The sequence below is a fragment of the Pedobacter sp. genome, from assembly GCF_031119335.1.
Taxonomy (GTDB): domain Bacteria; phylum Bacteroidota; class Bacteroidia; order Sphingobacteriales; family Sphingobacteriaceae; genus Pedobacter.
In genome coordinates this window covers 325,617-345,657 of the sequence record NZ_JAVHXT010000003.1, presented here as the reverse complement: position 1 = coordinate 345,657, position 20,041 = coordinate 325,617, and the positions used below count along the sequence as shown (strand labels likewise).

Here is a 20,041-nt window from a genome sequence, read left to right as displayed (position 1 = left end):
TCCTCGCAATGACGACCGACGGATTTGCTTCTTAAATAATCTGATGCAGGACTTCACTAACTTGTTTTGCTTTATCCAATACCATTAAGTGACCACCATTTTGTATAGCGATAACATTTCCAGATTTATTAATGGGTAAGATTTTATCATTAGTACCGTGGATATGAAATAGGTTTTGATGTAATTGCATATTATTCCAATTAACGACAACGTTAATAGCCCATTTTAGAAAATCGATATCAGTATCTGCTAAAACTTTCTGAAATAAATCTCTATCGTTTTTTCTGATTACACCGAACAACCATCGGTTTAGAACATGGTCTTTTTTAAGGATGGAATAGGGAATAAGTCGGTGAAGATTTAGTTTGCCAGCTAATCGGTAAACCAAGGGGATTTCTCTTTTGGTTTTTAATGAAGAAATCAAAATCAGTTTATCTACTCTGATGATTTTGGCAAGTTCGGTAGCGACAATTCCTCCGAATGATAGGCCTATAAGTATTGGATTTTCGTGCTTAATTTGCTCGTTTATTCTTTTGGTATAGTCAGTTAAAGGTTCGTTAGGGAATGGTTTAATCCAGTCGATAAAAGTTACATCCCAGTCTTTAAAGTCTAGATATTTGAAAACTCTTTCGTCTGCACCTAAACCGCTAAGAATGTATACTTTTTTCAATTTAGAATTGAGTTTTAGTGCATTTGTCATTGCAGCAATGACGATTGATGAAAACCTACTTATGTCTCTTCTCTAAGTTCTCTGCAATATCCTTCAAACTCAATCCTTTTTCCTTCAACAAAAACATTAAGTGGAAAACCAAATCCGAAGCTTCGTTAATTAAGTCTTCTCTGGTTTCTGCTAAAGCAGCAATTACCGTTTCAACACCTTCCTCACCAACTTTTTGTGCGATTTTGTTTAAACCCTTGTTGCGCATTTTGTTGATGTAAGAACCCTCCACAGGATTTTCATATCTATCGTTAATGATGTTTTCTAACTCAAAGATGAAATTTTGATTGTATTCCGTTTTAAAGCAGCTACGAGAACCAGTATGACAAGTTGGCCCAACTGGATTGGCTTTAATCAAAATCGTATCGTTATCGCAATCTATGGCAATAGATTGAACAAACAAGAAATTACCGCTTTCTTCGCCTTTAGTCCATAAACGGTTTTTAGAGCGAGAAAAGAAAGTTACTTTGCCTTCTTGTTGTGTTTTCTCGAAAGCCTCTGCATTCATGTAGCCCAACATCAACACTTCTAAAGTTTGGTTGTCTTGAACTACTACGGGAACTAAACCATCGGTTTTGGTAAAATCTATTTGATTGGTGTTAATGTTGCTCATTTGTTTGTTTTTATTCTTGCCGTCATTGCGAGGTACTGCCTGTCCCGAACATTCGGGGAAGCAATCTCTCAAGGTTTTGTATGGCGCTTTAAGATTGCTTCGCAAAGCTCGCAATGACGAGTTGTTTATGTCCGTTTTCCCCGTCATTTCGACGAAGAATGAGGAGAAATCTAACAAGTGTATATACGTATCGCTAGATTTCTCTCTAGCGTTCGAAATAACGGTAATGTTCTATATCCTCACTGGAATGTTATTCCTACTTAATTCTTGTTTCAAATCTGGTATTAAAATCTCCCCATAATGAAACACAGAAGCAGCTAAAGCAGCATCTACATTCGCTTTTTGGAAAACCTCCGTAAAGTGCTCCATACTACCCGCACCACCAGAAGCAATAATTGGAATATTAATGCTATCGTTAATCTTCTTCAATAAATCACAATCAAAACCAGCTTTAGTGCCATCATGGTCCATAGAAGTTAACAATATTTCTCCTGCACCTAATTCTTCTGCCTGTTTAATCCAGCTTTCGGTTTCTAGTTCGGTAATTAAACGACCACCATTTAGATGAACCATATTTCTGCCATCTACGTATTTCGTATCTACGGCAACTACTACAAACTGTACTCCAAAGGCTTTCGCCAATTCTTCAATCAGTTCAGGTCTACGTACAGCAGCCGAGTTGATACTGATTTTATCTGCGCCAGCGTTTAGCAAAGCTTCAGCATCTGCAATTTCGGTAATGCCGCCACCAATGGTAAACGGAATGTTCAATTGCCTGGCAACAGATTTTACCATTTCAATCATCGTTTTACGACGTTCGTGGGTAGCGGTGATGTCTAAGAAAACCAACTCGTCAGCACCTTGCTGCGCATATTGAGCTGCTAATTCTACAGGGTCGCCTGCATCTCGTAAATCAACGAAGTTTACACCTTTTACGGTACGACCGTCTTTTACATCTAAGCAGGGGATAATTCTTTTACTCAGCATATTTGTTTGGTTTCGTCATTGCTTCGTGCCTCTCAATGACGATTTTAATTCTTTACTATTCCAATAATTAATAAAATGATGCCAATTAAAAACGTTGGGATAAACAAGGCGATACAGTATTCTCCTATTTTACTTAAAATCTCCCAATTATCTCCTAAATAACTAAATGTAGCAGCTAGAAATACTAACATTGATACACCTAATAATAAAAGTATAGCTCCTGAAAAAAGGAAAATTTTTTTGTTCATCTAGGTTAAATAGAACTCAACTGTTGTAAATTCCAATCCTTTACTTCTTCAATAGAAATACGGTTTTCGTAAATAGCTTTACCAACTACTACGCTTCTAATTGGCAATTGTGCTAATTCTTCAACATCAGCCATAGAACTTACACCGCCAGATGCGATTAACTTAATCATAGGGGAGTGGTCTAGCAATTTTTTATATAAATCTACAGCGGCACCGCCCAGTTTTCCATCCTTATTAATATCTGTACATAAGAAACGGAAGAAGCCTAAAGCCAAGCATTTATCCACGTAGTCCATCAGTTTAATTGGCGAACTTTCCATCCATCCCGAGTATTTAATCACTTCGTCCAATACATCAATAGCGATAACAATACGGTTGGCATAATCATCTTTTTTAGCAAAAGCTTCACTCAGTTGAGGTAAGAAATCAGGGTTGCTAATCGCTTGAGTACCCACAATCACACGGTGAATACCAGCATCAAGCAAATTCGTAACTTGCTCAATGGTACGGATGCCGCCACCATACTGCACCTTCATATCTGTTTTTTTGATGATATCGAACAATGCTTTTTGGTTGCTGAAATCGCCTTTGGCACCATTTAAATCTATGATATGGATAAAATCTGTACCATTAGAACGGTATTGTTCAATCATGTCTTCGATAGACACATTGTATTCAGTTTTCTGATTGTAATCGCCTTCACGTAAACGAACTACCTTGCCGTCTAAAATATCAATTGCTGGAATAATGTACATTTATTTGAGTTAAAAGTTTAAAGTAAAAAGTTAAAAGGTTTGTGGTTGTGCTACAATTAGCTAATCATCACATCAGCTGATTCTCAAATTATAAAAGTTCTTTAAAAGTTGTTCTCCGGCTTCGCCAGACTTCTCTGGGTGGAACTGAACACCGAAGAAATTATCTTTCTGTATTGCTGCCGAAAACTTGTTGCCATAGGTTACCGATGCGATGTCAAAAATAGGGTTATATTCAATAAAATAAGAATGAACAAAATAAAATTGTGCAAGAGGTTTAACATTGATAAACAGCGGATTGTTTGCAAAATTTACATTGTTCCATCCCATGTGTGGTATCTTGATGCCTAGCGTTTTGTCGAATAGTTTAGTTTTTACGGGAGCAATGTTTAGTAAATCTGCATCACCTTCCTCAGAATGAGCTGTTAAAAGCTGCATACCAACACAAATACCCAAAACGGGTTTCTTTAATGATTTAATAGCCGCTACTAAACCCGTTTGCTGTAGTTTTTCCATCGCCGCACCTGCATGTCCAACCCCTGGAATGATGATGTGGCTATGTTTTTCCAAGTCAGCTTCGGTATTTACCATTGCATAGGGAATGTGCTGTCTTTCCAAAGCTGCGGTTAGTGAGAAAATATTGCCCGCACCGTAGTTGATAATTCCGATACTATTGTTTTTTGTGTTTTCGTTCATTTTTTTCTTTAGAAACCACCATGATTTACAAAATCTTTAATTTGAATGATGAAATCATGGTAGCTTCATCACCGCTGAAAATAAATTTATATAGATGAAAACATTGTTAGTGTTTATAGGTGCTGTAGCCCCGCTATCCGCTTTACTTCGGGTAAACACATAGGTTTACCCCTACGTATCGCTACTATCGGGTTTAATTAACTTCTGTTCCGCCCTTCGTATTGCCTTTCATCAATCCGTCATTGCGAGGGGGAACGACGAAGCAATCTATCATGTTAGTTGTTCTCCTCTCTGCCTTCGGCATCTCTCCTCAAAGAGGAGAGAAAAGTACTTGGCAAAGGTTGCGCTACTAGTCAATCGTAACTCTAAAATCGTACTTGGTAAATTACAAAACCCCCTTCGTACTTGGTAACACCATTTTCTCTGCATCACGTTTAACAGCCATTTTAATTGCCTTAGCGAAAGCCTTAAAAATCGCTTCAATTTTATGATGTTCGTTTTCTCCCTCAGCTTTAATGTTCAAATTGCACTTTGCCGCATCACTAAACGATTTAAAGAAGTGGAAAAACATTTCCGTTGGCACATCGCCCACACGTTCACGTTTAAATTCAGCATCCCAAACTATCCAAGCACGACCACCAAAATCAATCGCCACTTGTGCCAAGCAATCGTCCATTGGCAAGCAGAAACCATAACGCTCAATACCCAATTTATTGCCGATAGCCTTTGCAAAAGCTTCGCCCAAAGCAATTCCGGTATCTTCAATGGTATGGTGTTCGTCAATGTGTAAATCACCTTTGGTCAAAATATCCAAATCCATCCCGCCGTGACGAGCAATTTGGTCTAGCATATGGTCGAAAAAGTTTAAACCAGTTTCAATTTTAGCTTTTCCCGTACCATCTAAATCCAGCTTAATGCTGATTTTTGTTTCATTGGTATTGCGTTCGTGCTTAACCGTTCTAGCACCACCACGTAAGAAAGTGTAAATGTCTTCCCAGTTTTTGGTTTCTAAAGCAATGATATCGCTTAATGTTTCGTACTTGTCTAAATTCTCCGTTGAACCTAACACATCGTTATTGCGAATGTAAATTCCTTTAGCGCCTAAATTTTTTGCCAAAACAATGTCGTTTAATCTATCACCAATTACGAAAGAGTTCTTCAAATCGTACTCTTCTGAGAAATATTTGGTGAGTAGGGCAGTGCCAGGTTTACGGGTTGGCGCATTGTCTTTGGCAAATGTTTTGTCGATTACTATCTCATCAAATACTACACCTTCACTAGCATAAGTGTCTACAATAAAGTTTTGTATAGGCCAAAAGTTTTCTTCTGGGTGTGAAGCTGTGCCCAAACCATCCTGATTGGTTACCATCACTAATTTGTAATCTAACTCCGTAGCAATCTTAGAAAGGTAGTACAATGCTCGAGGGTAAAACTTCAGCTTTGCGAAACTATCTACCTGCTCGTCATCTGGTTCAATATTCAAGGTTCCATCTCTATCGATGAATAAAACTTTCACCCCCTTGCCCCCTAAAGGGGGATTGGAAGATGGTAAATCTGTTGTATTGTGGTTCATTATGCAATTTGTATTAATCCCCTTTAGGGGTTTGGGGTTTAAAGTTTTTCTATAGCGGTTAAAAGTTGATTGTTTTCTTCTACGGTGCCAATGGTAATACGTAAACAATCGTCACAAAGTACTACCTTAGAGCGGTCTCTTACGATTATTCCTTGTTCAACAAGCTGATGGTAGATTTGGTGTGCATCATCAATTTGAGCTAAGATGAAGTTGGCATCAGAAGGATAGACCTTTTTTACTTTCTCCAGTCTGCTCAAAGCATTGCCCAATCTATCTCTTTCGCTTACAGTTAATTTAATCCAATCATTTACCTGTTGGATGTTTTCTAACGCCACTAAAGCCAAGTCTTGCGTAGCCTGATTGATGTTGTAAGGCGGTTTTACTTTGTTCAAGATATCAATCACGTGGGTTGATGAGAATGCCATTCCCAAACGTAAAGCGGCCAATCCCCAAGCTTTAGAGAAAGTTTGCAATACCACCAAATTCCCGTACTCCGTTAATTCTTGAATAAAAGTCTTCTGCTTTGCAAAATTGATATAAGCCTCATCAATCACTACCAATCCCTTGAAGTTGGCTAAAATCGTCTCTATGTCCGTTCTATTCAAAGAATTTCCTGTAGGGTTGTTTGGCGAGCAAATGAAAATCATCTTGGTGTTGGCATCAATCGTCTCTGCAATTTTTTCCAAATCCAATTGAAAATCTGGTGTTAGGTTCACTTTACGTACTTCCACATCGTTGATATTTGCGGACACTTCGTACATGCCGTAAGTTGGCGGAAGAATAATCACATTATCCTTGCCTGGGTTACAGAAAGCCCTATAAAGTAAATCAATCGCTTCGTCGCTACCATTGCCTAAAAAAGTGTTTTCAATCGGCACGCCCTTAATTTTGCTGATTGCATCTTTCAAATCTAATTGTAAAGGGTCTGGGTAGCGGTTATAATCTGCAGGCAGTGGTGAACCAAAACTGTTCTCGTTGGCGTCTAAATAAACACTTGCCTGACCTTTAAATTCGTCCCTAGCTGTAGAGTAGGGGCTAAGGTTTTTTATATTTTCTCGTTGTAAGTCTCTTACGTCCATTTTGGTTGTTTCGATGTTTTGTTTTTTGGTTGTTTAGTCTTTTCTGACTAATCCCTAACTCCTAATCCCTTTAATCTAATCGTTACTGCATTTTTATGTGCTTGCAAACCTTCAGCTTGTGCTAATACTTCTACAGTGTTTCCTATATTTTTTAAGCCACTGGCATCCAGATGTTGGAAAGTGATTTTCTTGATGAAAGTATCAACTGAAACACCCGAATAAGCTTTTGCAAAAGCACTTGTAGGCAAAGTATGGTTAGTTCCAGAAGCATAATCGCCTGCGCTTTCCGGCGTTAGGTTACCTAAAAATACAGAGCCTGCATTGATAATCAATGGAATGAGTTGCTCATATTTTTCAGTTGCTAAAATCAAATGCTCAGGAGCGTAAACATTGCTGAATTCCATACCTTGTTCAAGGTCATCTACTAACATAATGTACGAGTTCTCGATGGCTGCTGCTGCGATATCTTTTCTAGGTAAATCTGCAAGTTGCTTCTCGATTTCTAAAATTACTTCACCTGCAATTTTATTTGAGGTGACTGCTAAAATCGACTGACTATCAGTTCCATGTTCTGCTTGTGCAAGTAGGTCTGCGGCTACGTATGACGGAATGGCAGTCTCGTCTGCGAGCACTAAAACCTCTGATGGGCCGGCAGGCATGTCGATAGCAACGCTATTTTGAACTTGCTTTTTAGCTTCGGTTACGTATCGGTTGCCTGGACCAAAAATCTTATATACTTGAGGAACGGTTTCGGTTCCGTAAGCCATTGCCGCTACTGCTTGTGCGCCGCCAACCAAATATACCTTTTCAATGTTTAGCAATGTAGCTACATAGGCAATGTAGCAATTCACTTTGCCATCACTTTGTGGGGGCGAGCAAACTACGATTTCTTTACAGCCTGCAATCTTCGCCGGTATGCCTAGCATTAAAAACGTGCTAGGTAGTACAGCTGTACCGCCAGGGATGTATAAGCCAACGCTTTCTATCCCCCTGTTTTCACGCCAGCAAACTACGTCCGGCATAGTTTCTACTTTATCTTCTTGCTTTAGTTGAGCGGAATGAAAAGTATAGATATTTTGGTAAGCTGTATCGATAGCAGTTTTTACTTCCGAAGGGATTTGTCTTGTAAGTTCGGTCAGTTCTTCCTTGCCAATGAAAAGCGAAGAAAGTTCAATGTTGTCGAACTGTTGTGCGTAACTCAGCAGGGCATTGTCGCCATTGCTTTTTACGTTGTTGATGATTTCTTCTGTCCTAGATTTAACTAAATTATCGTCAGAAATGCTACGTGAACACAGTTCTTTTACTTGTTGTTTAGTTAAATCTTTAAAGTTATAGATTTTCAATGTTTTAAAATTTTAAATTAACTAATAGTTAATAGTAAAAATTAAAGTTTTTGGTATGTTTAGCTCATGTTTTTAACACATAGTAACATAGTTTTTTCAAAAATTAATCGATTGCTTTCTATGTCTCTATGTGGTTCCAAACTATTCGACTAAGTAATGATTTTCTCAATTGGCATCACTACAATTCCTTGTGCACCCGCTGCTTTTAGGCTATTGATTTTTACCCAGAAATCTTGCTCTTCTATAACCGAATGAACGGCAACCCAATCTTCTTCGAACAACGGAACTACGGTCGGACTTTTTACTCCAGGCAACAAATCAACTACTGCTTTCAGGTTTTCTTTCTCAACGTTAAGCACTACGTATTTGGTGGTTCTAGCTCTCAGTACCGATTGTATTCTTTGTACAATTTCTACCACCTCATTATTAAATTCCAAGCCTGGGGTAGAAACCAAAACAGCTTCCGAATTCATCACGCTAGTGAAAGGCTTTAGACCATTATTCTTCAAAGTACCTCCAGTAGACACGATATCGAAAATGGCATCACTTAAGCCTAAACCTGGACCAATTTCTACCGAACCAGAAATATTTCTGATTTGCGCATTCACTTGGTTAGCTTTCAGGTATTTTTCTAAGATAACAGGGTAGGAAGTGGCAATTACTTTCCCATCTAGTTTTGCCACAGTGTCGATATCGCTATCATTCTTTACAGCAATCTTCAACGAGCATTTGCCAAAACCTAATTTTTGTAGGTAAGATACGTTGGCGCCAGTTTCTACGATTACGTTTTCGCCAACAATACCCAAATCGGCGATACCATCTTGTACGTATTCTGGAATATCATCATCCCTAAGGAATAAAATTTCTAATGGAAAGTTGGTGACAGTTGAGATAAGGGAACTTTTGTAGTTTTCGAAAGAAAGACCACAATTTTTAAGAATTTCTACTGATTTTTCGTTTAATCTACCCGATTTCTGGATAGCTATTTTAAGTGTTTTCACTTTGTTAAATTATAGGATAAGAAAAATAAATCTATTTAAAAACCATTCTGAAGTACAGAACATCACATTACATATCGCCACAATGGCGATGGTGTAGATGCAAATGATGGTTTAAAAACAGGTTCATTATAAATTTCTTTTCCTTAATTTTGATGGAAGGTATGGCAAATATATACTAGTTTAGTATACAATCCAAAAATTAATGGCATTTAATTTGTAATAGATGCGTTTCCAATCAAAAATGTTTAATCTTATCTACCCAAAATTGAGAAAAACGCTACTAATTATTTTAATATGTGCCACATTTAGTGCTTGTAACTGGTTTAAAGAGAAACCTGAAATCGCCGTGGTACTTTCCGAGCACTTTAATAACAAGCTGTACAATAAATTCGACACCGCTGTTTATTTGCCCATTTTTAAAGCTAAACTAGAGGAACAACGTAAAGGATTTCTAAACCCGAAGTTAATTACCGCTTTTTATGAAAAAAACGAATACCTGCCAAAACTAATCACCAAGTTTTATGTTAATGGGCAATTAGATACGCTTAAAGCATATATTGCGGGTAGCAAAGCTGATGGGTTTAATCCGGAAATATTTAATGTGGCGGCTTATGAACAACAGTTACAAACCTTAAACAAAAATCAGTTTAAAAACATTGATGAAGTTTATAATTTGATTGCTGACTTAGAGCTAAATACGGCTTATGTACTGAATAAGTATACTAATTTCATGGCTTATGGCAGTATCAATCCCCGCAACTTTTTCAACCGTTTTTACATCCCAGTAAAACGTCCAGATAGTTTAAAAATGGACTCGGTGTTACATACAGAAAACATAGTAGCTACTTTGAAAAGTGTTCAGCCGACTGCCAAATCTTACCTACAACTAAAACAAGCGCTAGCAAATTTCAGTGTGAGTAGAGGTGATGGTGCTGCAATCAACATCATTAAAATGAATTTGGAGCGTATGCGTTGGCGGTTACCTAAAGAAACCGAAGAGTTGGTGGTGGTTAACATTCCCGACTTTACATTGACTTGGTTTAAGCAGAACGATACTTTGGCGCACATGAATGTTTGTGTAGGGGGAAAACGTGAAGCTGCCTACGCAGAGAAAATGAAAGTTTTCTTGAAATCGGGTAGGCTAGATGATAAGCCCAAAAACCACGAAACACCTCAGCTATTTAGTATTTTTAACGCTATACAGGTAAACCCAATCTGGAATATTCCGGTAAGCATTGCCCAAAGTGAGATTTATTGGATGGCAAGAAAAGACCCGTATTACCTTTCTAACAATAACATTAGGGTTTACTACAAGGGTAAATTAGTTGCCGACCCAGATACTATCAATTGGAATAGATATCCGAGAGAAAAGCTTCCCTTTAGCTTCAAACAGGGTTCTGGAGATGGTAATGCTTTAGGCAAATTTAAGTTTGTTTTCGATAACAGTTCTAGTATCTACCTACATGACACTAACAATAAATATGGCTTTAAATTAGCGAACAGAGCGATTAGTCACGGTTGTGTACGTATAGAGCAGCCGTTGAAGTTTGCAGAGCTAATGGTGAAAGATAAATATCAGTACGATAATTTACGTATGGATGTAGATTTACCGCCAATTGATACCACCAAAAATGCCATCTTTCAAAAGAAATTGGCTAAAAAAACAGATACGCTTAACACATTTAAGTTAAAGCCAACTTGGTACTCGCCACGTAAGAGCATTGGTGTGTTCATTGCTTATTATACCGCATGGGCGGATGATAGTGGTACCGTTCAATTTAGGCCAGATGTTTACAATTACGATCCAATTTTGTGGGAAGCGATTAAGCGATATATGTAAAGAATTATTGCACGATTAGTTATTGCTTCTGATAGTTGTTTGTAGTTATCAAAGGCTTCAGTTATCTTGGTCTTTAAAATGCTACGGCCATGAGTTTTAAATCGCTAATCATTCTATTTCTTTTAATTTACGGCACTAATTGCTGTGCGCAAGGCTCAAAAGAAGAAATTTTTTCGCGACTGCAGGCCATATCTAATAATGGCACTGACTTTTTCAATATTGATGGAATAGAAATAAGTAACGCAGCTGTATCGGTAGAGTTTTCAAAAAAGGCAATTGCTAAGAAGTTTAAGTACTATAATGTTAAAGAAACAGAATTGCTTTTGTCTGATAGCTCAATTAAACAGCAAAATTATTATGTAGAGAAAAAGGTTGAGATTGCTCCGGGCATCTTGCAACATACCACTTATTATTTTGTGGAGACCTCTAATGGAATAAATGGAATTGCGTTTGCAGGAGTTAACAAGACTGATAAGGCATTGGAAAAAGAGTTGGTGCCGTTAATTATCAACAATAAAATTCCTCGTTCTTATTACGAAAGCCTCACCGTAGACAGTGTTAACTTCGTGGGGCGCAAGATTAAGTTGGGCAAAAATTGCAGATGGATGGGGGTGGCTAATATGCAATGTCCCTATAACGGACAAATGAATTGGAGTATTCATAAAATTGCTCAAGATGCGGCAATTTCAGTTGAAAATCAATATAAAGTTATTCAATCTAAAAAGCAAGGTAAGATAGTTTCTGAAGAAGAGGTAAATGTGGTTTTTGAGGGAAGCGAAGTAAAAGCAAAAAGGGTAATTTATGACTTTAAAGGGGTAACATCAGTGCTTGTTGGTATGACTGGAGGCAAAACATTGACCATATACTTTGTTGTGGCACCAGTACGCGAAAGATTTGTAAGTTGCGTAATGAGTTTTTGGAATAATGACCAGGTAAATCCTAGTGGGTTGCCGATACTACTGGAGCAAGTGATGCTGTTAAAACAGTAATTCTTATGTTGTTTTTAAGTTAAAAGCAAAAATGTTGCGATCTTTAAACACATGGTTTGCTTATCAGATTATCTATTTTTACGCTTAATAAGTTACCTTTAAAGCCATCTTTACAAAATATGATACTTCAAAGAACTATTTGGTTATTTGCCTTATATATATCTACTACATTAATTTGCTGTCAATCTAAAAAGGAACTATCTAGAGAAGAGAAAAGAGATGCCATTTTAAGAGACATTAAAGTCCCCGAGATTTCCACTTATATTTTACAGCTTACAGATTTTGGGGCCAAAGGCGATTCTGCTGCTAATAACAAACCTGCTTTTGATAAAGCCATGCAAGCCAGTAAAGCTAAAGGCGGAGCTAAAATTGTCGTAACGCCAGGTGTTTACATAGTCAATGGACCCATCCAATTTGTGAGCAACACAACCATTGAGCTACAAAAAGGTGCAAAGTTGATATTCGGTACCAATGCAAAAGATTATTTGCCTGTTGTACCAACTAGCTGGGAAGGTACTTTTATCTACAACTACAGCCCGCTGATTTACGCTTATAAAGTTGAAAATGTCGCTATTATAGGTGAAGGAACTATTGATGGCAACGGCAAGGATGGGTTCAGCAAATGGTACGATTTGCAAAAGCCAAGTCAACAATTAAGCAGAAAAATGAACCAAGAAGAAACACCTTTGAAAGATCGCGTTTTTGGCGAAGGGCATTACCTGCGTCCGCACCTCATTCAATTTTACGATTGCAAGAACATTTTAATAGAAGGGGTAACCATTGCTAATTCTCCTTTTTGGTCGGTACATTTTTTAAAATCTGAGAACATCACCGCTAGGAAAGTTAAATTCAATGCCTTTAATAAGAATAACGACGGTTTTGATCCCGAGTATTCCAAAAATGTCTTAATAGAGGATATCGACTTTAACAATGCAGATGATAACGTAGCGATCAAAGCAGGACGAGATCACGAAGGTAGAAAGACAGCTATCTCTTCAGAAAATATCATTATCCGCAACTGCCGCTTTAAAGGCTTGCATGGTGTGGTAATTGGAAGCGAAATGTCTGCAGGGGTACAGAATGTGTTTGTAGAAAATTGTACCTATGGAGGCTATTGCAAAAGAGGGATTTACCTAAAATCAAATCCAGATAGAGGTGGTTTTATTAAAAATATTTATGTGAGTAATGTTGAGTTTGGTGATGTGGAGGATGGAGTTTTTATTACCTCATATTATCATGGCGAGGGAAAAGGCTTTGCTACAGACATTCACGATATATTTATTGATAACCTGAGATTTAAGACTGCTCATAACGCAGGTTTGGTTATCCAAGGCTATCCTGATAAGAAGGTGAGGGATGTACATTTTACTAAAGTGAAGATTGACTCATGTACTACTGCTTTAAGTTTATCCAATACAGAGAATATTATTTTCAATGATGTAGTAATTGGCAAGCAAGTTACAGTGCCATCGGCAGTAAAGTAATTTTGACGTAAAAGTGCTATTTTCTTAAAAGAAGTGGGTATTTATACTGTCTATTCCTGCTAGAAAAAATGCGTAAAAGTTACAACTTACAAGAATAAATACCAGATTTGATGCTTTTTGTACCTGATTTTAGGGTGCAGTGTCTCCAATTTGTAAAAATGATTTGTTATCAGATTAACCAAAAATTAATAACAAAATCATGTATAGATTATTCTTTTTCATAAGTATTCGGCCCTTAGCACCTTAATATTGGCGCATTTGGTTTTTGATCGATCTATTCGCTTAAATATCAAAAATCTTTCTGTATCCATCTTCCTGTGAGGTCATAAAAAATATTCACTTTAATCTGATCTCTTATGCAAACTCTTATTTTAAAAAACGAAAAACAAATGCCAGTTAACATTAATAAATTTAAAATGGTTATGTTGGCATTCATATTATTGGCATCATTTTCAACCGCATGGGCGCAAACCTTTTATTCAAATTTTGCAACGCCCGCAGGCAACTTTTCTATTATAACACCTAGCGGATCTAGCTGTGTTGTACCAACACTAACCGATGGACAAAATGTGGCTGATGCAGACCTGACCAACTACGCTCAAATTTCTGGCCTAGTAAGTTTACCAATAGGCTGCGAAAATCAAAACTATTCTATACGTGCTAGATTAAATACAGGAGGTAGTTCTGCTCCAATAGGGCACCAAGCTGGCTTCAGGATAGCAACGAGCCAGCTTATTGGACTAAATGTGCTGGGGGATAGTTTTTCAATCCAAACCTACGAAGGTGGTGTGCTAAGACAAACAGCCCCTGGTTCGAGCTTAATTGGACTTTCACTTTTAACTACACCAAACGTTCCTGTAGATGTATATTTTACTGCCTCACAGCCATTTGATGAAGTTGAAATTGTATTCAATCCATCATTGATTAACTTAGGTGTTGGTGTAGATTATCGAATTTATTATGCTGTTGCAGCGCCTACGGGAACACTTCCTGTTGCTTTTGAGGGATTGTCGGCTAAAATTCAAGGTGGAAATTTAATTGTAGACTGGAATACTGTTAGCGAAAAAGATAATGACAAGTTTGTTGTACAAGGTTCTAGTGATGGTAAAACCTGGATGGATTTAGGAACGGTAGCTACCAAAGCGCCCGGGGGCAACTCGTCTGTGAAAATTGCTTACAGTTTCTCTAGACAATGGGGCGATACCATATTGGCAGGCTTTGGTTTGCTAGGCTTATTATTGTTGCCTGCTGTTAGAAACAGACTAATGAGGGTGGGGATGTTGATCGTAGTGGTATCTATGGTAGTAGCTTGCGCCAAAGATAATGATGGTTTTCAAGGGTTGGAAGATGGCAGTAGGGCAGGTAAAGCGACTTATATTAGGGTAGCACAGGTAGATAAAGATGGAGCGATTACACATACCCAACCTGTTGTAGCTAAAAGGTAATTAGAATTAACGAACATCAATAAGCTCGTAGCACTACGCTGCGGGCTTTTTTGCTGTAAAAATGCTATAAAATAAAAAGTCCATCACTTTAGGTGATAGACTTTTCTAGTGGAGCTGAAGGGAGTCGAACCCTTGTCCAGTTGTGTGATAAATTATGCTTTCTACGTGCTTATTTTCCAATTAGTTTTCGAGATGCGTCGGGCTGGAAACCGACCTTAACAACATCCTTAGGTACTTTGTTTCGCAATTGTATCGTACCTCTACAAAAGCTAGCATGGTTATATCGATGCCTCTGATGCTAACCTAACTATGCGGCAGTTAGCGAGACAAAAGCTTGCGTAATTCTAAATTAGGCAGCTAAGGCGTAGTTATTTTCGCCAATTATTGTTTTGAACGTTCTCTTTAAAGTGCTCACCGTACAACGCACTGCATGCTTACATACTTAGCGCCACCCTGTCAAATCCAGGAACAGCCCCATTTCTATTGGTAGTTTACAGTTAACAATTAACCAACCCTGCCAAAGCGATTACAAAAGTACAAATAAAATGCCAATCTAGCTGCGGTAACAAGAAATATTAGTAAAGCAGTGATAATATCAAGTCCTCTCCCGATAAAATCCTATCGTGTGGACACAAATATTAGCAAATGCCATTTTCCTCCCCCTGCCCCCTCGAAGAGGGGGATATGCAAAATGCTTAAGCGCTATGTGTCCCCCTTTGGAGGGGGATTCAAGGGGGAGGAATGAGATGTGTCCACACGATAGGATAAAATCGGGATTGCGGGCTTTCTCGCTAAGTCGGGTTTATTTTTTAAAGGCAAAGCTTTTGGGTTAGCAGCCCCTCATGTAGCCATTAGCACAGGTTTTGCAAGCTAGCCCCGATTGAAGTGGATGCCGATTTTATCGGCAGTAGCAAAAAGCGGGACTACCAATAAAATGAAAAGCTGTAATTGCGCTTCAGATAAAAACCTTATGACATAAAAAAGCCACCCCTTTACGGAATGGCTAATCTTTTTCATTAAGAACGAACTAAACAGTTCTTCCCGGATATTGTTGCAATGCCAGCGCTAAACAATCCATAGCTGCATTTAAATTATCAACATTTAGCACGTATGCCATACGCACTTCATTTTTGCCAGACCCAGCAGACGAATAGAAACCTGTAGCAGGAGCCATCATCACGGTAGAATTGTTATGTTCGAAGCTTTCCAAAATCCACTGACAGAATTTATCAGCATCGTCGATTGGGAATTTAGCCACTACATAAAACGCACCACCTGGGTTAGGGCAGAAAACACCATCAATATTGTTTAATCTATTTACCAAAGTATCTCTACGCAGGGTGTATTCTTTGTTTACTGCCTCGAAATAGCTATCAGGCGTATCTACAGCAGCTGCACCAGCAATTTGCTCTACCATACCCGGACTTAAACGAGCTTGCGCAAACTTCAGTCCCGAAGCAATTACTTGCTTGTTTTTGGTGATTAAACAGCCTAAACGAGCACCACAAGCGCTATAACGTTTAGAAACGGTATCCATAATCACTACGTTTTCATCCAATCCATCTAAGTGCATTGGCGAGATAAACTCACGGCCGTCGTAACAGAATTCGCGGTAAGCTTCGTCAGAGAATAAGAACAAATCGTATTTAACGCAAAGTTCTTTTAGAGCTTCTAACTCTTCTCTTGAATATAAATAACCCGTTGGGTTGTTTGGGTTACAGATGATAATCGCTTTGGTTTTTTTGGTAATCAATTTCTCGAACTCGGCGATAGGAGGTAGCGCAAAACCATTTTCAATGTAAGATAGAATTGGTTTAACCACCACGTTGCTCATACAGGCGAAACCATTGTAGTTTGCGTAAAAAGGTTCCGGGATGATAATTTCATCGCCTTCGTTTACGCAAGTTTGCATAGCGATAGTGATGGCTTCAGAGCCACCAACTGTTACCAAGATGTTTTCTGGTGTAATGTTATAACCTAATTTGTTATAATATTCGGTTAGTTTTTGTCTGTAAGCCAATGTTCCTTCAGATGGTGTGTAAGCCCAAACATTAAAATCAATGTTTTTAATGGCGTTTAACATTCCTTCTGGGGTTTCAATATCTGGCTGACCGATATTTAAATGATATACTTTTTTTCCGTCGGTTTTAGCTTTATCGGCAAACGGAGTTAGTTTTCTAATTGGCGAAGCGGGCATTTGAAGCCCTTTTTCTGATATTTTTGGCATGGCACAAAAATAAGAAAACCCCGTTGTAATAACGAGGTTCTCAGAAAAATATTTAATTGGATAGAAACTACCTATTTTGTTGCATTTGCTACGGTTTCGCCTTTTAAATAAAGCACTTTAGTGGTAGTTCTTGCGTTAGAAGTAACTGTTACTGCCATATTAAATGGTAGTGGCGATCCTGATTTCTTTACTGTAACTTTTATGAAACCTTTTTCCCCTTTTTTAACAGGTGTTTGTGTGTATTCGCCTACAGTACAACCGCAAGTTGGCTCTACTTTAGATATAATTAATGGCGCTTCACCTTCGTTAGTAAAATTGAAAGTGTAACTAACTGCTTGGTCTAATTTTATTTTACCAAAGTCGTGAGTCTCAGTCTCAAACTTAAACTCGGCTGGTTTAGTTTGTGCATTGGCAGCTAGGCCTAATCCAACAACTGCGACTAACATTAAAAGTAACTTTTTCATAATTTTTGTGTTTGAACAAATTTAGTGTTTATAGTTTAAAACAAAAAGTATTCCAAATATTATTTGCCGCTATACTTAAGTCAAAGTAAGAAAGAATTGTATCTTTGCGCCTTAACCAACTTGTAGCTTATGAGGTCAGCCGGGAAAGTTATTACCAATGAGATAGACGCTTCAGAACTAAGTTTTGATGCTTTTAAAGACATCGTAATAAACGATTACAGAATTGCTGTAGAAAGCCGTCAGGCGAGTTTGTTAGGGCGAAAGGAAGTGTTAACAGGCAAAGCCAAGTTTGGCATTTTTGGCGATGGGAAAGAGGTTCCTCAATTAGCTATGGCCAAGATGTTTAGAAAAGGCGATTGGCGTGCTGGTTACTACAGAGACCAAACTTTTGCCTTCGCTACTGGAATTTCGACCATTAAAGAATTTTTCGCACAATTATATGCTAATCCAGATGTTAATGCAGATCCTGCATCGGCTGGGCGACAAATGAATGGGCATTTTGCTACACGTTCCCTAAATGAAGATGGTAGCTGGAAAAATTTAACAGAAGTAAAAAATAGCTCTGCAGATATTTCTACCACAGGTGGTCAAATGGCTCGTTTGTTGGGTTTAGCTTATGCATCAAAACTTTACAAGCAAAATAAAGAACTCGATTATTTAAAAAACTTCTCTATTAATGGAAATGAAGTTGCTTTTGGTACTATAGGTAATGCTTCTACTTCTGAAGGGGTGTTTTTCGAGGCTTTTAACGCGGCAGGCGTACTGCAAGTGCCAATGGCAATTTCCGTTTGGGATGATGGCTATGGTATCTCCGTTCCTGCAAAATATCAAACTACAAAAGAAGATATTTCTGAGGTACTAAAAGGATTTCAGCGTGAAGAAGGTACTAACGGTTACGAGATTTTCAAGGTAAGAGGCTGGGATTATCCCGCTTTATGCGAAACTTACATTAAAGCTATTGAGGTTTGCAGAAACGAGCACGTACCAGTTTTAATTCACGTAACCGAGGTAACGCAACCACAAGGCCATTCTACTTCGGGTTCTCACGAACGTTATAAAAGCAAAGAACGTTTAGCTTGGGAAAAGGAACACGATTGCATTGTGAAGATGCGTGATTGGATGCTTGAATCTGCTATTGCAACTAAAGAAGAACTTGACGAGCTAGAGGAGAGTGCTAAAAAGTATGTTAAAGAAGTGCAGAAAGAAGCTTGGAATGAGTTTTTAGATTCGATTAAACAAGAGCAGGCAGATGTGGTGCGGATGATCAACAATTTGGCTAATGGAAATCCTACACTAACTAAAATTGCAGCGCAGTTAGCTTCTACGCATGATGCTTTGCGTAAGGAAGTGGTTTCTGCTGCAAGAAAAGCCATACGTTTAAGTGTGAATTTACCATCTACAGATAGAAGTACTTTAATTAAATGGTACGAAGATAAAACTTCGGTATTTGCCGAATTATATAACTCTAAACTTCACACAGAAGGAATAGAAAGTCCTTTCAATGTTAACACCGTTGCGGCTCAATACAATGAAACCAGCAAAATGTTAGATGGTAGGGAGATATTAAACGCTTGTTTTGATGCTAACTTTGCCAGAGATTCTAGGTTGCTAGCTTTTGGAGAAGATTTAGGTGCCATTGGCGATGTAAATCAGGGATTTGCAGGTTTGCAAGCTAAGTACGGCGATTTAAGGGTTACTGATGCTGGTATTAGAGAAGCAACGATTGTAGGACAGGGTATTGGTTTGGCAATGAGAGGTTTAAAGCCAATTGCCGAAATTCAATATTTAGATTATCTATTATATGCCATCACCGTTTTAAGTGATGATTTAGCAACTTTGTCTTACCGAACAAAAGCGGGGCAAAAAGCACCCTTAATTATTAGAAGTAGAGGACACAGGTTAGAAGGTATTTGGCACTCTGGCTCTCCAATGGGCATGATTTTAGGTTCATTAAGAGGAATGCACATTTGTGTACCACGTAACATGACCCAGGCTGCTGGTATGTACAATACTTTGTTCAGATCTGATGAACCTGCTTTGGTGATAGAATGCTTGAATGGTTATCGTTTGAAAGAAAAACTGCCTGATAATGTGGGTGAGTTTACCGTACCATTGGGCAAAGCCGAAATAATTAAAGCTGGAACAGATATTACTGTGGTTAGTTATGGTTCTACTTTAAGGCTGGTGGAAGAGGCAGCTGAAGAATTAGCAGCTTTTGGAATTGAACTAGAAGTTATTGATGTACAAACATTGCTTCCATTTGATTTAGATCAGTTGTGTGCTGCATCGTTGCAAAAGACAAATAAGCTTTTGGTGGTTGATGAAGATGTGCCGGGTGGTGCAAGTGCTTATATCTTGCAACAAATCTTAGAAGTACAAAAAGGTTATTATTTGTTGGATAGTAAACCTCAAACTTTGGCAGCGAAAGCGCATCGTCCGCCTTATGGTTCTGATGGTGACTATTTTGCAAAGCCATCTGTAGATGATATTATTGAAATTGCTTATGCAATGATGAATGAAACTAATCCAGATAGGTATCCTAAATTATATTGATCTATAATTTTGAATTGATTTTACAGAAA

17 protein-coding genes and 1 other RNA gene are annotated in these 20,041 nt (G+C 38.1%); 5 read left to right on the top strand and 13 right to left on the bottom strand.

Annotation, left to right across the window (positions count from 1 at the left end):
- Positions 1-31: 31 nt before the first annotated feature.
- The 10 genes from REI64_RS05385 to hisG form a co-directional block, all read right to left on the bottom strand.
- Positions 32-670 carry an alpha/beta hydrolase gene (locus REI64_RS05385; protein WP_308849079.1) on the bottom strand — a complete coding sequence of 213 codons (639 nt, stop codon included), beginning with the start codon at positions 668-670 and terminating at the stop codon, positions 32-34.
- Between the two features lie 55 nt (positions 671-725).
- Positions 726-1,331, bottom strand: a complete 606-nt coding sequence (hisIE, locus tag REI64_RS05380; RefSeq protein ID WP_308849078.1) for a bifunctional phosphoribosyl-AMP cyclohydrolase/phosphoribosyl-ATP diphosphatase HisIE — start codon at positions 1,329-1,331, stop codon at positions 726-728.
- Positions 1,332-1,562: 231 nt separating this feature from the next.
- Positions 1,563-2,318 carry an imidazole glycerol phosphate synthase subunit HisF gene (gene hisF, locus REI64_RS05375; RefSeq protein ID WP_308849077.1) on the bottom strand — a complete coding sequence of 252 codons (756 nt, stop codon included), beginning with the start codon at positions 2,316-2,318 and terminating at the stop codon, positions 1,563-1,565.
- 44 nt (positions 2,319-2,362) lie between these two features.
- Positions 2,363-2,566, bottom strand: a complete 204-nt coding sequence (locus REI64_RS05370; RefSeq protein WP_308849076.1) for a hypothetical protein — start codon at positions 2,564-2,566, stop codon at positions 2,363-2,365.
- 5 nt (positions 2,567-2,571) lie between these two features.
- Positions 2,572-3,321, bottom strand: a complete 750-nt coding sequence (gene hisA / locus REI64_RS05365) for a 1-(5-phosphoribosyl)-5-[(5-phosphoribosylamino)methylideneamino]imidazole-4-carboxamide isomerase (protein WP_308849075.1) — start codon at positions 3,319-3,321, stop codon at positions 2,572-2,574.
- Between the two features lie 72 nt (positions 3,322-3,393).
- Positions 3,394-4,014, bottom strand: a complete 621-nt coding sequence (hisH, locus tag REI64_RS05360; protein WP_308849074.1) for an imidazole glycerol phosphate synthase subunit HisH — start codon at positions 4,012-4,014, stop codon at positions 3,394-3,396.
- Between the two features lie 385 nt (positions 4,015-4,399).
- Entirely contained in the window at positions 4,400-5,587 is a 1,188-nt protein-coding gene (gene hisB / locus REI64_RS05355; RefSeq protein ID WP_308849073.1) for a bifunctional histidinol-phosphatase/imidazoleglycerol-phosphate dehydratase HisB, read from the bottom strand.
- Between the two features lie 38 nt (positions 5,588-5,625).
- Complete coding sequence (gene hisC, locus REI64_RS05350; protein WP_308849072.1) at positions 5,626-6,666, bottom strand: histidinol-phosphate transaminase; 1,041 nt, start codon at positions 6,664-6,666, stop codon at positions 5,626-5,628.
- Positions 6,667-6,713: 47 nt separating this feature from the next.
- Positions 6,714-8,009, bottom strand: coding sequence for a histidinol dehydrogenase (gene hisD / locus REI64_RS05345; protein WP_308849071.1), 1,296 nt, complete (start codon positions 8,007-8,009; stop codon positions 6,714-6,716).
- A 149-nt stretch (positions 8,010-8,158) separates the two neighbouring features.
- Positions 8,159-9,010 carry an ATP phosphoribosyltransferase gene (hisG, locus tag REI64_RS05340; RefSeq protein ID WP_308849070.1) on the bottom strand — a complete coding sequence of 284 codons (852 nt, stop codon included), beginning with the start codon at positions 9,008-9,010 and terminating at the stop codon, positions 8,159-8,161.
- Between the two features lie 265 nt (positions 9,011-9,275).
- Between hisG and REI64_RS05335 the strand changes: the two genes are divergently transcribed.
- From REI64_RS05335 to REI64_RS05320, 4 genes are all read left to right on the top strand, one after another.
- Positions 9,276-10,850: a L,D-transpeptidase family protein gene (locus tag REI64_RS05335; protein ID WP_308849069.1), complete on the top strand. Its 1,575-nt coding sequence runs from the start codon at positions 9,276-9,278 to the stop codon at positions 10,848-10,850.
- An 89-nt stretch (positions 10,851-10,939) separates the two neighbouring features.
- Positions 10,940-11,839 carry a hypothetical protein gene (locus tag REI64_RS05330; RefSeq protein ID WP_308849068.1) on the top strand — a complete coding sequence of 300 codons (900 nt, stop codon included), beginning with the start codon at positions 10,940-10,942 and terminating at the stop codon, positions 11,837-11,839.
- A 119-nt stretch (positions 11,840-11,958) separates the two neighbouring features.
- Positions 11,959-13,323 carry a glycoside hydrolase family 28 protein gene (locus REI64_RS05325; RefSeq protein WP_308849067.1) on the top strand — a complete coding sequence of 455 codons (1,365 nt, stop codon included), beginning with the start codon at positions 11,959-11,961 and terminating at the stop codon, positions 13,321-13,323.
- Between the two features lie 356 nt (positions 13,324-13,679).
- Positions 13,680-14,768: a hypothetical protein gene (locus REI64_RS05320; protein WP_308849066.1), complete on the top strand. Its 1,089-nt coding sequence runs from the start codon at positions 13,680-13,682 to the stop codon at positions 14,766-14,768.
- A 106-nt stretch (positions 14,769-14,874) separates the two neighbouring features.
- Here REI64_RS05320 and ssrA read toward each other — a convergent pair.
- From ssrA to REI64_RS05305, 3 genes are all read right to left on the bottom strand, one after another.
- Positions 14,875-15,244: a transfer-messenger RNA gene (gene ssrA / locus REI64_RS05315) on the bottom strand.
- A gap of 551 nt (positions 15,245-15,795) precedes the next feature.
- A complete protein-coding gene (locus REI64_RS05310; RefSeq protein ID WP_308849065.1) occupies positions 15,796-16,995 on the bottom strand; it encodes a pyridoxal phosphate-dependent aminotransferase in 1,200 nt (399 codons plus the stop codon).
- 71 nt (positions 16,996-17,066) lie between these two features.
- A complete protein-coding gene (locus REI64_RS05305; protein ID WP_308849064.1) occupies positions 17,067-17,459 on the bottom strand; it encodes a DUF1573 domain-containing protein in 393 nt (130 codons plus the stop codon).
- Positions 17,460-17,588: 129 nt separating this feature from the next.
- On the opposite strand from REI64_RS05305, the gene REI64_RS05300 reads away from it, so the two are divergent.
- On the top strand, positions 17,589-20,012 hold the full coding sequence (locus REI64_RS05300) for a thiamine pyrophosphate-dependent enzyme (RefSeq protein ID WP_308849063.1): 2,424 nt from the start codon (positions 17,589-17,591) through the stop codon (positions 20,010-20,012).
- Positions 20,013-20,041: the final 29 nt, after the last annotated feature.

What these genes read in the sequence shown, in the direction of transcription:
- hisIE (WP_308849078.1), bottom strand. Translation starts at nt 1,331, where the DNA reads ATGAGCAACATTAACACCAATCAAATAGATTTTACCAAAACCGATGGT.
- hisF (WP_308849077.1), bottom strand. Translation starts at nt 2,318, where the DNA reads ATGCTGAGTAAAAGAATTATCCCCTGCTTAGATGTAAAAGACGGTCGT.
- REI64_RS05370 (WP_308849076.1), bottom strand. Translation starts at nt 2,566, where the DNA reads ATGAACAAAAAAATTTTCCTTTTTTCAGGAGCTATACTTTTATTATTA.
- hisA (WP_308849075.1), bottom strand. Translation starts at nt 3,321, where the DNA reads ATGTACATTATTCCAGCAATTGATATTTTAGACGGCAAGGTAGTTCGT.
- hisH (WP_308849074.1), bottom strand. Translation starts at nt 4,014, where the DNA reads ATGAACGAAAACACAAAAAACAATAGTATCGGAATTATCAACTACGGT.
- hisB (WP_308849073.1), bottom strand. Translation starts at nt 5,587, where the DNA reads ATGAACCACAATACAACAGATTTACCATCTTCCAATCCCCCTTTAGGG.
- hisC (WP_308849072.1), bottom strand. Translation starts at nt 6,666, where the DNA reads ATGGACGTAAGAGACTTACAACGAGAAAATATAAAAAACCTTAGCCCC.
- REI64_RS05330 (WP_308849068.1), top strand. Translation starts at nt 10,940, where the DNA reads ATGAGTTTTAAATCGCTAATCATTCTATTTCTTTTAATTTACGGCACT.
- REI64_RS05325 (WP_308849067.1), top strand. Translation starts at nt 11,959, where the DNA reads ATGATACTTCAAAGAACTATTTGGTTATTTGCCTTATATATATCTACT.
- REI64_RS05320 (WP_308849066.1), top strand. Translation starts at nt 13,680, where the DNA reads ATGCAAACTCTTATTTTAAAAAACGAAAAACAAATGCCAGTTAACATT.
- REI64_RS05310 (WP_308849065.1), bottom strand. Translation starts at nt 16,995, where the DNA reads ATGCCAAAAATATCAGAAAAAGGGCTTCAAATGCCCGCTTCGCCAATT.
- REI64_RS05305 (WP_308849064.1), bottom strand. Translation starts at nt 17,459, where the DNA reads ATGAAAAAGTTACTTTTAATGTTAGTCGCAGTTGTTGGATTAGGCCTA.
- REI64_RS05300 (WP_308849063.1), top strand. Translation starts at nt 17,589, where the DNA reads ATGAGGTCAGCCGGGAAAGTTATTACCAATGAGATAGACGCTTCAGAA.